General features: G+C 43.8%; 11 protein-coding genes and 4 tRNA genes. 3 read left to right on the top strand and 12 right to left on the bottom strand.

From position 1 onward, the window contains the following. Positions 1 to 633: 633 nt before the first annotated feature. The 8 genes from B3D47_RS01915 to secA all read right to left on the bottom strand — a co-directional run bounded on the left by B3D47_RS01915 (position 634) and on the right by secA (position 6,999). Positions 634 to 710, bottom strand: a tRNA-Pro gene (locus B3D47_RS01915). 17 nt (positions 711 to 727) lie between these two features. After that, positions 728 to 803, bottom strand: a tRNA-His gene (locus tag B3D47_RS01910). A 34-nt stretch (positions 804 to 837) separates the two neighbouring features. Beyond that, positions 838 to 914 (bottom strand) — tRNA-Arg (locus tag B3D47_RS01905). Between the two features lie 35 nt (positions 915 to 949). Next, positions 950 to 1,026 (bottom strand) — tRNA-Pro (locus B3D47_RS01900). Between the two features lie 153 nt (positions 1,027 to 1,179). Beyond that, a complete protein-coding gene (gene nadA / locus B3D47_RS01895; protein ID WP_004891531.1) occupies positions 1,180 to 2,247 on the bottom strand; it encodes a quinolinate synthase NadA in 1,068 nt (355 codons plus the stop codon). Positions 2,248 to 2,407: 160 nt separating this feature from the next. Then, on the bottom strand, positions 2,408 to 3,628 hold the full coding sequence (argJ, locus tag B3D47_RS01890) for a bifunctional glutamate N-acetyltransferase/amino-acid acetyltransferase ArgJ (RefSeq protein ID WP_286859638.1): 1,221 nt from the start codon (positions 3,626 to 3,628) through the stop codon (positions 2,408 to 2,410). Between the two features lie 154 nt (positions 3,629 to 3,782). Next, positions 3,783 to 4,136, bottom strand: coding sequence for a hypothetical protein (locus B3D47_RS01885; RefSeq protein WP_048881960.1), 354 nt, complete (start codon positions 4,134 to 4,136; stop codon positions 3,783 to 3,785). A 136-nt stretch (positions 4,137 to 4,272) separates the two neighbouring features. Continuing rightward, positions 4,273 to 6,999: a preprotein translocase subunit SecA gene (secA, locus tag B3D47_RS01880; RefSeq protein ID WP_004816144.1), complete on the bottom strand. Its 2,727-nt coding sequence runs from the start codon at positions 6,997 to 6,999 to the stop codon at positions 4,273 to 4,275. 322 nt (positions 7,000 to 7,321) lie between these two features. On the opposite strand from secA, the gene B3D47_RS01875 reads away from it, so the two are divergent. Continuing rightward, a complete protein-coding gene (locus B3D47_RS01875; protein ID WP_163165059.1) occupies positions 7,322 to 7,957 on the top strand; it encodes a peroxiredoxin in 636 nt (211 codons plus the stop codon). 395 nt (positions 7,958 to 8,352) lie between these two features. Then, positions 8,353 to 8,934 (top strand): dual specificity protein phosphatase family protein, encoded by a 582-nt coding sequence (locus tag B3D47_RS01870; RefSeq protein ID WP_171522336.1) that lies wholly within the window; start codon positions 8,353 to 8,355, stop codon positions 8,932 to 8,934. Positions 8,935 to 8,946: 12 nt separating this feature from the next. Here B3D47_RS01870 and B3D47_RS01865 read toward each other — a convergent pair whose 3' ends face one another. From B3D47_RS01865 to trpA, 4 genes are read right to left on the bottom strand one after another with little or no spacing between them, the layout of a single operon-like run. After that, positions 8,947 to 9,978 (bottom strand): SPOR domain-containing protein, encoded by a 1,032-nt coding sequence (locus B3D47_RS01865; RefSeq protein ID WP_005223170.1) that lies wholly within the window; start codon positions 9,976 to 9,978, stop codon positions 8,947 to 8,949. After that, a complete protein-coding gene (folC, locus tag B3D47_RS01860) occupies positions 9,975 to 11,261 on the bottom strand; it encodes a bifunctional tetrahydrofolate synthase/dihydrofolate synthase (RefSeq protein WP_163170911.1) in 1,287 nt (428 codons plus the stop codon). Before folC ends, B3D47_RS01865 begins: the two co-directional genes overlap by 4 nt. Further along, positions 11,258 to 12,154 (bottom strand): acetyl-CoA carboxylase, carboxyltransferase subunit beta, encoded by an 897-nt coding sequence (accD, locus tag B3D47_RS01855; RefSeq protein ID WP_004816134.1) that lies wholly within the window; start codon positions 12,152 to 12,154, stop codon positions 11,258 to 11,260. Before accD ends, folC begins: the two co-directional genes overlap by 4 nt. Further along, entirely contained in the window at positions 12,151 to 12,954 is an 804-nt protein-coding gene (gene trpA / locus B3D47_RS01850) for a tryptophan synthase subunit alpha (RefSeq protein WP_004816131.1), read from the bottom strand. The genes accD and trpA overlap by 4 nt, the downstream gene beginning before the upstream one ends. Before the next feature lie 367 nt (positions 12,955 to 13,321). Between trpA and B3D47_RS01845 the strand changes: the two genes are divergently transcribed. Then, a partial coding sequence (locus B3D47_RS01845; protein WP_286859633.1) for a Na+/H+ antiporter NhaC family protein occupies positions 13,322 to 14,091 on the top strand: 770 nt, incomplete at its 3' end.

Genomic DNA, 14,091 nt, shown 5'->3' with positions numbered 1-14,091 from the left:
GTGCATTCTACAGTATTTCACTCCACGTGCAACCCCCTTTTTCAACAAAAATCACCGTCTGTTTATTTATTCTACAGAAATCAGCTTTTTCTCTATCTTTTGACTAAAAATGGTACAGAATCGGGCACGTTACTTAATATTTTCTTTGTCTTTCTTATAAAAAGCTTCATTACCTTTCTAAATCTGCATATAAACTGATTACTCTTCATATAATTTTTATTTAAATATTCATGATCTTTTCTCTTAACAGCCGCTCATTCTTATCATTTCAAAAAATAATTTTTCATACTTTTAAAACATATCCTCAAGAAAAACCCCGATAAATATCTTTTAGCGAAATATAGATAATTACTTCAAGCTCGTTATTTTCAGTAAGTAGTGTTGCAATAATGGTTTCAGCATCGTTATTACTTATGGTTATATTATTGGACCACCAATCAGTGATCACATCAGTTCAAAGCAAAGTTATCTCAATAAAGTCAAACAATATACAAAGCATAATATTTAAAGAAATAAGTAATCTAATTGAGAAGTAATTTAAGAACTCATTCTAATTTTATTTGAATTATTAAATTTCAGGCATAAAAAAACCGCTTAACGCGGTATCTTTTATCTCGACCATCTTTAAGGAGATGGTCGGAGCAGTAGGATTCGAACCTACGACCCCCTGGTCCCAAACCAGGTGCACTACCAGGCTGTGCTATGCTCCGATTTCAACTTTAAAAGTTGGGGTGAATGACGGGATTCGAACCCGCGACAACTGGAATCACAATCCAGGGCTCTACCAACTGAGCTACATCCACCATCATTTTGATTCTAAAATACCAGGCAACCAAATGGCGCGCCTGACAGGATTCGAACCTGTGACCATCCGCTTAGAAGGCGGATGCTCTATCCAACTGAGCTACAAGCGCTTTACCGATGATACTTATCATCCGCCTTGAAGAATTGGTCGGAGCAGTAGGATTCGAACCTACGACCCCCTGGTCCCAAACCAGGTGCACTACCAGGCTGTGCTATGCTCCGATTCATCTCAGCTTTCGTATCAAGCTAATCGCTTGGTACGGTGTGCATTCTAGGCGCGACGCCCAAAGACGTCAACACCTATATTTAAAAAAAATCAAAAAATCGCTTCAAGCGTATATTTATCAAGCATTTCAGACATTTTTTATACAAATCCTAACGTTTTAGACTGGCACTAAAGTCCAACATCCGGTCAAGTGGTAATTTTGCCCGTTGTGCCAAAGCAGGATCGACATGAATTTCCTGATCACCATGTTGCAACACATGCAGAATACCATCAAGTTCATTCATCGCCATCCAAGGACAATGCGCACATGAGCGGCAGGTAGCTCCCTCGCCAGCAGTTGGTGCTTCAATCAGGATCTTGTCCGGTACAGCCTGCTGCATTTTGTAGAATATACCGCGATCTGTTGCCACAATTAGTCGCTCATTAGGCAAAGTCTGAGCAGCTTTAATGAGTTGCGAGGTACTTCCAACAGCATCTGCAATTTCAACTACAGACATAGGGGATTCAGGATGTACCAGTACCGCAGCATCTGGATACAACGCTTTCATATTGGCAATGCCACGTGACCGGAATTCTTCATGCACAATGCACGCACCATCCCATAGCAACATATCGGCACCGGTTTTCTTTTGAATATAACGACCAAGATGCTGATCTGGCGCCCAAATGATTTTTTCACCTAAGCTATCTAAATGCTCGATAATTTCTACTGCACAACTTGAAGTCACCACCCAGTCAGCACGCGCTTTAACCGCGGCAGAAGTATTAGCATAAACCACTACAGTATGATCAGGATGAGCATCGCAAAACTTGGTAAATTCATCGACAGGACAGCCGAGATCCAGTGAACAGGTCGCTTCTAATGTTGGCATAAGTACAGTTTTATTTGGTGATAAAATTTTAGAAGTTTCCCCCATAAATTTCACACCAGCGACGACCAAAGTGGACGCTGGATGATCGCGACCAAAACGAGCCATTTCCAATGAATCAGATACGCAACCACCGGTGAGTTCTGCCAGTTCCTGAACTTCAGGATCACAGTAATAATGTGCGACCAGTACAGCATCACGCTTTTTAAGCTCTGCCTGGATCTGTGCAAACTTTTCCTGCTTGGCCTGTTCACTCAACTGATGCTCTTTCGTTTCACCCAGGCGGTCTAAATGTGCCTGCACGATTGATTTAGCTTCATTGGCTATCAGTTTGGTTGCATCATTCATAACAACGTCTTCTCTTTTCCTATATGCCTGCCTTACGTCAGACATCCACCCTACATCACATATCGGTCAGTTTTGGCAATATACCTTTTTTTGACCATTCAATAAAAATTTAAAAAGTATAAAAAAGCCTCCTGACGGAGGCTTTTGAATTAAGTCAGCATTATGAACGATAGTCCGCATTGATTCGGACATAGTCATAAGACAAGTCACAGGTATAAACCGTATCTTTCGCTGTCCCTCGGCCAAGGTCAACACGAATGGTCATTTCTGCCTGAGACATCACTCGCGCACCAGCTTCTTCCGTGTAATCTGCCGCTGCACCACCATCTTTACAGATTTGTACATCATCTAACCAAACCTGAATTTTTGCAACGTCTAAGTTTGCCACACCAGCATACCCAATCGCAGCCAGGATACGCCCCCAGTTTGGATCAGAAGCAAAGATCGCTGTTTTCACCAGCGGAGAATGGGCAATACTATAGGCAATATCACAACATTCTTGTGTATTCGCCCCACCTTCAACTGCCACAGTGATGAATTTAGTCGCACCTTCACCATCACGTACGATCAATTGAGCCAAACGTTTCATGGTACGTGCAAGTACTTCAAGAACTACTGCATAACGTGGATCTTCAGTAGAGCTAATTTCAGCACCGCCCACCTGTCCAGTCGCAATAAAAATACAAGAGTCATTGGTTGAAGTATCGCCATCAATGGTAATACGATTGAATGACACGTTCACTGTTGTAGATAGCAACTGTTGAACCAGTTCACGGCTAATCGGTGCATCGGTGGCTACATACCCTAACATGGTCGCCATATTCGGACGAATCATGCCCGCACCTTTAGAAATACCAGTCATGGTATAGGTGATGCCATCCATTTCGAACTGTTCAGAAGCACCTTTTGGTGTGGTGTCTGTGGTCATAATCCCTGTCGCTGCATCTACCCATGCATCATCACGCAATGAGTCTAGTGCTGGCTGTAAACCGCTCAATAGGCGCTCCATTGGTAGTTGCTCACCAATCACACCTGTTGAGAATGGAAGTACTTGCTCTGGTTTTACGCCAGCAAGCTCAGCAAGCTTTGCACAAGTTGCTTCTGCATTTGCCAGACCAGTTGGGCCTGTACCAGCATTTGCATTACCCGTATTAATCACTAAATAACGTGGATTGCCTACTGTCAAATGTGCCTTAGATACATGAACTGGTGCTGCACAAAAAGCATTTTGGGTAAATACACCTGCAACATTGGAGCCTTCAGCCAGTTCAAATATCACCAGGTCACGTCGGTTCTGATAGCGCACATACGCTTCTGCCGAACCAATTTTTACCCCTTTCACCACATGCATCTGTGGCATAGATACGTCACCAACTGCCATTTTAAAATGTCCAATATTGAAGTTTTAGAAAAATACAGCTTAGTTGATCTGAGACAAAAAATCGAGCCAAAGCCTGATAGACGCTCACTTTTCTTATGGTTTTTCACAATAAAAAACCAGTCATAGTGACTGGTTTTATTAAGCTCAGCAAAACTTAGTTTTTTGCCAGCTGGGCAGCTTCATTTAGCAATGCTTGTTTCGCCTGTTGCTGACTAGTCGCAGACAATGCCGGATTAGACGCCACAATACGATCAGCATTAGCTGCATTGGCAGCAGTAATTGCAGCAGTTTGCAGTACGATCGGACGGTTCGGATTGGCAAAGGTATAACGGATACCTGTACGAGGGCTTTCCACAGTCACCTGACCGCTTGCATCTACCTGAACAGGTGCAGTCGTTGGGCCAATGGCTTGTTTGACTTTATCTACAGTTGTGGTTTCTGAAGCTGCAAAACTCAATGTAGGGATTGCCAAAGCAGCAATCATCAACGGTTTTAATACTTTTTTCATTGTCTGTCCGCAATTTGATGTCCAATGAGCAACTAAATAACACTTAATGTTATGGACTGCAATTCAAAATGTGCTTTTGAAAAACTTTTTCACATAAAAAAATCAGAGCCCTGGAGCTCTGATTTTTTTATATCACTTAAATTTTACCGTGACACTGTTTGTATTTCAGACCTGAACCACATGGACACGGTGCATTACGGCTTGCAGGCGCTTCAAATACCGGTGCAACTGAAGTTGTATTGGCATTTTGCAGGGTATGATCTTCTTCCCCATCTTCCAGCAGACTGTCAAATTCCTGATGAGACAACTGGATACGCATTGCTTCAGCCTGAGCCTGTTGCTGTGCTTCCATCTCAGCCAGTTCTTCAGCAGTTGGTACATGGATACGGGACAGGTCCATCACCACATCAGATTTGATCACACCCAGCATATTCACAAACAGGTTGTACGCTTCTTTCTTGTATTCCTGTTCCGGATTTTTCTGTGCATAACCACGTAGATGAATACCTTGACGCAGGTAATCCATCGCAGCCAGATGCTCTTTCCAATGACGATCCAGAGAATTCAACAGGAAGTGACGTTCCAAAGTTGCTGCAGATTCAGCACCCATCTGTTCACGACGTTCGCGGTAGCGATTAATCACTTCATCGGTAATACGTTCAACCAGACCTTCTTCATCCAGACGACGGTCCTGTTCTAACCATTGACCTATTGGTAATTCGAAGTTCAGGTCTTCTTTCAATGCCTGTTCTAGACCTTCAATATCCCACTGGTCATGAATAGATTCTGGCGGAACATAGTTCGCAATCATGCCTTTCATGACATCGCGGATCATTTCTTCGATGTAATCTTGTAAAGAGCTTTCAGCCAGAATATCATCACGTTGAGAATAAATGATCTTACGCTGTTCGTTATTTACGTCATCGTATTTCAACAGGTTCTTACGAATATCGAAGTTACGCGCTTCAACTTTACGCTGCGCATTTTCAATTGAGCGCGATACCATCTTGTGCTCAATCGCTTCATCTTCTTGCAGACCCATGGCACGCATCATGGCAATGATACGGTCACCTGCGAAGATACGCATCAAGTCATCTTCAAGTGACAGATAGAAACGGGATACACCCGGGTCGCCTTGACGACCAGCACGACCACGCAACTGGTTATCGATACGACGCGATTCGTGACGCTCAGAACCAATAATATGCAAGCCACCTGATGCCAATACGGCTTCATGGTTCTCTTCCCATTCAGCTTTCAAGCGAGCTTCATCTTCAGCTGTTGGATTTTCAATTTTAGCGAGTTTGGCTTTCCAGTTACCGCCCAGCAAAATATCGGTACCACGACCTGCCATGTTTGTGGCAATGGTTACTGCACGTGGTGCACCAGCTTGGGCAATAATATCTGCTTCACGTTCGTGCTGTTTTGCATTCAGAACTTCGTGCTGAATGCCCGCTTCTCGCAATTTGTCAGAAAGAATTTCAGAAGCTTCGATAGTTGCAGTACCAATTAGAATCGGTGCTACACCAGCTTCATGAACACGTTGAATCTCCTGAATAATGGCGTTGTATTTACCTTCACGATTCAGGTAGATCAAGTCATTCTGGTCATTGCGGATCATTGGACGGTGGGTTGGAATTAGCACCACATCCAGACCATAAATTTCTTTCATTTCCGCAGCTTCAGTATCCGCTGTACCGGTCATACCAGACAGTTTTTTATAAAGACGGAAATAGTTCTGGAAAGTTGTCGTTGCAAGCGTCTGGTTTTCAGGCTGGATTTCCAGGCCCTCTTTCGCTTCTACTGCTTGATGCAGACCTTCAGACCAGCGACGGCCCGGCATGGTACGACCAGTGTTCTCATCAACAATGATGACTTCACCTTCATGGATGATGTAATGCACATTGCGTTGATACAGGTAATGCGCACGAATTGCCGCAGTCACGTGATGCACAAGATTCAGGTTAGATGCTGAATACAGACTCTCGCCTTCAGCTAGCAAACCCATAGAAATCAGTTCATTTTCAACAAATTCAAAACCGGTTTCGGTGATTTCTACAGAACGCTGTTTTTCATCAATCCAGAAATGACCGCCATCCGGCACTTTCTCTTCTTTTTGCGGATGTAATTTTGGTGGAATGCTATTGATTGCAGAATAAAGCTGAGAAGAGTCTTCACTTTGACCAGAAATGATCAATGGTGTACGTGCTTCATCGATCAGGATCGAATCGACCTCATCGATAATCGCATAAGTCAGACCACGCTGCTTTTTCTCTGCCAGCGAGAACACCATGTTGTCACGCAGATAGTCAAAACCGAATTCGTTATTGGTACCGTACGTGATATCGGCTTTATAAGCTTCAGCTTTTTCTGCCGGGTTTTGCATGGAGTAAATGATACCAATGCTCAAACCCAAGAATTCGAATAATGGACGGTTTAACTCAGCATCACGCTGTGCCAGGTAATCGTTCACAGTAATGACATGTACGCCCTGACCACTTAAAGCATTCAGATAACAGGCCAAGGTACCCATTAGGGTTTTACCTTCACCGGTACGCATCTCGGCAATTTTGCCTTCATGCAGGGTAATACCACCGATCAGCTGTACGTCGTAATGACGCATTCCCATAATACGTTTACCTGCTTCACGGCAGACCGCAAACGCTTCAGGGAGTAATTTATCTAGACTTTCGCCGTTATTATATCGTTGTTTGAATTCTTCAGTTTTTGCAGATAAGTCTGCATCGCTTAGGGCTGATATCGTCGGCTCGAGCGCATTAATCTTGTCTACGATTTTACGCATGCGTTTGAGTTCGCGCTCATTTTTGGTACCGAAGATTCCTCCGATCAGACTTGCCAACATGAATAGACTCTCTAAATCTTGCTTGTCAAATGAATATGTTCTTAGTCGTTTATTATGGTGCTAGAAATTTGAACTACAAGGGTTTTAATAAAAAAACCTTATTCCAGCTTCCAGCCCGGAGATCTAAGGCAACGTAATGTAGCAAATTTTGAACACGCAATATAGTAAAATGCATGGCTGTTTGATTCAAAAGCAGATAGATGGATTTTATCTTTATGCACTTTTGCTCATAAGAAAAGCTAAAAACACTATTTTTAATTATAAAAAAACTGGTTCATATTAGTTTTATCCAAACCAATAACAGAATTTTGAGGCACATATCATGACTTTACGTTTAGGCGATACCGCACCGAACTTTGAACAACAATCAAGCGAAGGTCTAATTAATTTCTATGACTTTTTAGGTGATAGCTGGGGCATTCTGTTCTCGCATCCAGCGGATTATACGCCAGTATGTACCACTGAACTTGGCTTTACCGCAAAGCTTAAAGATGAATTTGAAAAGCGTGGTGTAAAAGCTATCGCCTTATCCGTAGATGATGTGGATTCACATCATGGCTGGATCAAAGACATTAATGAAACTCAAAATACCAGCGTGAATTTTCCGATCATTGCAGATCAGGACCGTAAGGTATCTACTCTATATGATTTCATTCATCCGAATGCCAGTGAAACACTGACCGTACGTTCTCTGGTGATCATTGATCCGAACAAGAAAGTGCGTCTGATCATCACTTACCCCGCATCGACTGGTCGTAACTTCCACGAAATTCTACGTGTAGTTGATTCACTTCAGTTGACTGATAACCATAAAGTGGCAACACCTGCAAACTGGCAACAGGGCGATGATGTAGTGATTGTTCCTTCATTGAAAGACGAGGAAGAAATCAAACAGCGCTTCCCTAAAGGTTATAAGGCAGTAACTCCTTACCTGCGTTTAACGCCCCAGCCTGAGTGAGGATCAGCAAGGCACTGCCTTGCCCGAACGCAAGATGAGAAGCTATGCTTCGAGTTAAAACTAAAGCGCTGCTTTAGTTTTTCGCAAGACAAGCGAAGCGCGTAGTAAAAGGATAAGTGAAGTACTACTTCACTCGAGCGCGAGACGAGAAGCCATGCTTCAAGCGGTAAACTAAAGCCGAGTTTCTCATTAATTTAAAATTAAGCTGTAATCAACTCTCCACCATGGAAAGCAAATAGTCAAAATCATAAATATTCATTTCCATGTTGTGATTAAAACCTATTGATGAGCCGGGTTATCAAGCTTCCTATTAAGCCTGTCTTCAGACAGGCTTTTTCTTTGTGAAAAGTTTTATTCTGTTTAAAATAGTGATTAAAACTACAATTCAGAGCACCATGAAAAATTATTATTCGTTTGTTATTGTTTCTATCTTTGCCTTAGCTGGCTGTATGACTACACCTGCCTTGCCAGAATATCAGCGTCCTGCGCATTGGGGACAGGAAATTCATCAACAATATAATTTCTATCAGATTAGTAATGAACTCTATCGCAGTGAACAGCCCAGCCATGAACTGAAGCCTTTGTTGAAACAGTATGACATTGATGTGGTCATTAACCTGCGTTCACGTGATAAAGATTCGGAAATACTCGACAATGAAAATCTAAAGCTGAGACATATACCCATTCATACCTGGGCTATGCAAAGTGAAGATTTACTCAAGGTGATGCAGCTGATTCAGCAGGCACGGCAAAATAATGAAAAGGTATTATTACACTGCTATCACGGTTCTGATCGTACCGGTGCCAGTGTAGCCATGTACCGGATTATTTTTCAGAATTGGAGTATTGATGATGCGGTAACAGAAATGAAACATGGCGGTTATGGTTTTCACAGTATCTGGCGTAATATTGAAAAATTATTTACCCCTGAAAATGTAAAATGGATCCGAGAGCAACTCACGGATCCATCTGTTTAAAGCAGACTTAAATTAACGTTTATCTAAAGGCACCCAATCGTTAACCCAGGCTGATTTCATGTTCAGACTGGCATCAGAGGCGATTTTCTTACGGATCGCATCAGCTGCTTCACGGTCTTTCGATGGACCCACCATAATCCGTATTCCTTTTGAGGTTGGGCTCTTGGTCACCTTATAGCCTTTGGCACGCAGTTTTGCTGCAATCGCATCAGCATTGGCTTCATTGGCAGCCAGTGCCACCTGAACCATCCACTGCTTGTCATCTTCGCCTTCCAGCAACTTACGTGCTTTTTCAGCTTCAGCCTTTTTCTTGGCTTCTTCAGCTTTACGTTTTTCCTCAGCCTTACGTTTCTCTTCGGCAGTTTTTTGTTCAGCCTCTTTCTTCTCAGCCGCTTTACGCTGTTCTTCTGCTTTCTGCTGTTCGGCTTTACGCTTTTCTTCCGCCTTACGTTTTTCTTCAGCAGCCTTGCGCTCAGCCTCTTTCTTCTCAGCCGCTTTACGCTCTTCTGCCTTGCGCTTTTCCTCTGCAGCTTTACGCTCAGCTTCTTTCTTCACAGCATCAGAAGAATGTTGCTGCTGGGTTAAATTCTGCTGCTCAAGCCTTTTTTGCGCGGCCGCTTTGTCTTCGGCTAAACGTTTCTGTTTGGCCTGTTCATCTTCTACCAGTTCTGGCGGAATATTGTCTGAGCTTTGCTGGCCCATACGGTGTGCATTTAGGGCAGCATATTCTTCAGCAGCCTTACGTGCTGCATCCGCTTCAGCCTGCTGTTGCATCGCCAGGAATTCTGCTGCACGTGCTTCCTGCTCAGCTACGGCCTTTTCACGGTCACGGCGCTGCTGCTCCAGAAGACGTTTTTCAGTTTCAACATCTACCGTCAATGAACTCGGACCACCTACATCCCGACTTTCTACCTGAGCCGGCTGTTCCGGCACATTCACACTATGATGATCAATTTCTGCTTTGCCTTTCAGGAGTAATGCTGCCAATAAAACACCACCACCTAATAAAACAACGCCTCCCATCCAGCGTTGTTTGTTATTCATTGACATTCTTCCAAATACTCCCATACCGCTTCTAACGTATGAAATGAACCACACACCAAGATCAGCTGATTATTATTCGTTTCATCCAGCGCTGATTGAAAAGCTAATTTAACATTGTTATAGGTTTCCACCGCTTGCCCAGCTAAAGCATCAGTCAATACCGATAGCTCTGCTGCACGTGGAACATTTAACGGTGCAATTTTCCATAATCGGATACTGTCTTTCAATAACCCGACTACAGAATTTATATCTTTATCACCTAACATCGAAAAGACACAGACTACTTCCGAAATCTGTGAATGATGATTTAAATAGTGACGCAACTGTTTTAACAGGAATTCGACTCCATGCGGATTATGCCCGGCATCAAATATCACAGTTTTATTTGCAATTTCACGAATCTCAAAACGACCTGGCAATTCTGCCGTCTGAATTCCTTGTGCAATGGCTTCCTGACTGACTTCCAGACCACTCACCAAAATTGCTGCAACAGCTGTCGAGATATTATCCAGTGCCAATGAACCTGTCGGAAGTTTCAGTGTTGTCCCGGAAGATGCAAAACCCCAGGATTCACCATCTTCAAAGGCTTCATAAAAATAATCACGATTGATAGCATACAACGGCGCTGTACATTCGGCTGCCTTATCTAAAATCGCTTGAGGAATGTCCTGCTGTCCGCCAAAAACCACCGGAATATTTGGACGGATAATGCCGGCTTTTTCAAAGGCAATTTTTTCAATGGTATCACCGAGCCAGTCGGTATGGTCCAGACCAATATTGGTAATCACTGCAACGTCTGGATTGACGACATTGACCACGTCCAGACGACCACCCAACCCTACTTCCAGCACCCATACATCACACGCTTCATTTTTAAAAATAACAAAGGCAGCGAGTGTGGTTGCTTCAAAGAAAGACAGGCTCAAACCACATTCGCGGCGAGCCTGATCAACTTCAATAAAAGCATCTACCAGCAACTGATCTTCAACTTCAATACCGCGTAGTTTGACACGCTCATTAAAGCGATACACATGCGGGGATTGATACAGACCCACCTTCAAACCTTGTGCATTTAGAATGGCGGCCAGGGTGGTCGTGGTCGAACCTTTGCCATTGGTTCCAGCAACGGTCAGCACTTGGGCTTCAGGTTGTGTAACGCCCAGCTTTTCAGCGACTGGAATGACCCGCTCCAGACCTAAATCAATACCCGTAACGTGAACATGGCTCCAATAATCGAGCCATGTATCTAAAGAATCTGTTGCTAAAGGTGCTGCTGTGTTCAAGGTAAATTCATCAATTTCGTGACAATACGATAGACTGTATCACGTAATGCGTGACGGTGAACAATTTGGTCGATCACACCATGATCAAGCAAATATTCTGCACGTTGGAAAGGTTCTTCCAGCTTTTCACGTACTGTTTGTTCGATGACACGTTTACCCGCAAAACCGATCATTGCTTTCGGTTCAGCAATATGCACATCACCTAACATAGCCAGAGATGCGGTTACACCACCATAAACCGGATGGGTAAGCACGACTACGTATGGCAGACCTGCTTCTTTCAGACGCTGGATTGCAGCTGATGTACGAGCCATCTGCATCAAAGACAACATGCCTTCCTGCATACGTGCTCCACCTGAAGCGGCAAAACAGATCAATGGTTGTTGCAGTTCAATCGCACGTTCAGCAGCTTGCACAAAACGGTCACCCACCACAGTACCCATTGAACCGCCCATGAAATCAAATTCAAAAGCAGTTGCAATCATTGCTACGCCTTTCAGCTGACCTTGCATCACAACTAAGGCTTCAGTTTCGCCAGTTTTTTTCTGCGCTTCTGACATGCGGTCTGGATAGGCTTTGCTGTCGACAAATTTTAATGGATCTTTTGCCTTAAATTCCTGACCCATTTCTGTCTGTACCTGGTCAAAGAACCAGTTCAGACGGTCACGTGCCTTCATTCTCAGATGTTCATCACATTGTGGACAAACATAGGCATTAAATGACATCGCGGTACGTGTCACCAAAGCATGACATTCTGGGCACTCAATCGTTGGCTCAGTAAACGTCGCCTTAAGCGCGGTTTGCTCATCAGGAACATCAATACCTGGAACTGTACGTTCCGTCCATGGGGTCGATGGGCTCAGAATTTTGCCTGATTTGACTGGTTGACTCATACTAACTCATCGAGCGCTGCTCGAAGCTCCTTGACTTTATTCACCGTTTCGACAACGGCTTGTTCTGGCGCGAGCGTTGCAAACTGCTTCACGAACGCACTTCCTACAATCACTGCATCGGCAGCAACACCCATCGCTTTCGCAGATGCAGCATCACTGATACCAAAACCAACGCCAACAGGAACATCTGTCTCGGTCTTAATTTTCTGAATGCGAGCGGCAGCTTCAGATACATCTAAAGTTGCTGCACCGGTCACCCCTTTTAGTGACACATAGTAAATAAAGCCGCTGGCCTGTTTTACCACGTGCTGAATACGGGCATCGGTTGAAGTTGGCGCCAGCAGGAAGATTTGATCCATCTCGTATTTTTGCAATACGATTTTCAAATCATCTGCTTCTTCAGGTGGCAAATCCACTAAAAGTACACCATCGACTCCACATTCATGAGCATAAGCCACGAACTTTTCATAGCCAATCACTTCAACAGGGTTTAAATAACCCATCAGAACCACTGGAGTTTCGTTATCTTTCTGACGAAACTCTTTCACCATTTCCAGAGCATTCAGGGTATTGGTTCCGCCTGCAAGTGCGCGTTCAGCAGCAAGTGCAATAACGGGACCATCAGCCATCGGATCTGAAAATGGAAGACCCAGTTCAATCACATCGACACCGGCATCTACCATTTGATGGAGCAGAGGTACAGTCACCTCAGGATGCGGGTCACCAGCCATAACATAAGAAACTAAAGCTTTACGCTGTTGAGATTTAAGTTGTCCAAATCGTGTGGCTAAACGTGACATAGGGTTGTGCGTTCCTTAACGTGTTTTCAAACTTGAAGCGTTGACTATTGTAGAAATACAAGACACCGCATTGTAACGCTATTTTTTGTTCATTGAACAGTACACAGCGAAGCGGTATTGTATTTCATTTCCTGCGCGAAAATTTCAGAACAACCCGAAAGACAGTATTTACGAATATTTTGATTTTTTTCTCAATGATCAAAGATGACTAATTTCGCTATTATGTAAAATATTGAATGTTTAGATAAACTTATTTTTATCACTAAAAATTGAATAAAAACACAGGTGTTAGCGCATATATTTAAAGTTTTCTGAAATTGCAAAACCTGCTTTATACTACGCGCACTTTTTTACTTTTCTATCTCCTATGCAGACTGATTCAGAAGCTACAGTGCAGGCACGGGCCATTGCACTGTTGCCGCTTATTGTATTTTTAACAATCTTTTTAGGCAGCGGGATTTATCACACCATGATTGGAACCGAGTTCGCGTTCTATCAGGTGAAAGCGCCTGTTGCTGCCCTGCCTGCGATTATCTTGGCTGCATTAGTGTATCGCGGCAAACTCAACCAGGGCATTGAAGAATTTCTTAAGGGTGCCAGCCATCCTAACCTGATTCTGATGTTCATGGTGTTTATGCTGGCGGGGGCATTTGCCAGTGTCAGCAGTGCCATTGGCAGTGTCGATGCCACCGTGCAAATGGGTCTATCGGTGATTCCACCAGAATTTGTCTTGCCGATGCTATTTATTATTTCGGCATTCATTGCCACCGCAATGGGTACCTCAATGGGGACGATTGCTGCCTGTGCACCGATTGCCTTTGGCTTTACTCAAGCCACGGATATTACCGTGATTCATGCCATTGGTGCGGTCGTCGGCGGTGCAATGTTTGGTGATAACCTGTCGATGATCTCGGATACTACGATTGCAGCGACCAGCAGCCAGAAAGTCCAGCTACGGGACAAGTTCCGGGTCAATGTCTGGATTGCGGTGCCTGCGTCAATTGTCACTATTGCGATTTATTTCTTTCACACCAGCACAACAAGCGGCGTAGAATATAAGGAGTTTAACTGGCTATTAGTCCTGCCTTATATTGCGGTTTTTGTCTTGGCCTTTAGCCGTTTACACGTTCTGGCTGT

Source organism: Acinetobacter sp. UBA3461 (assembly GCF_002381195.1).
In the GTDB taxonomy this organism is placed as follows: domain Bacteria; phylum Pseudomonadota; class Gammaproteobacteria; order Pseudomonadales; family Moraxellaceae; genus Acinetobacter; species Acinetobacter schindleri.
Note: the sequence above shows the minus strand (reverse complement) of the source record. Positions and strands in the feature narration are given on the sequence as shown.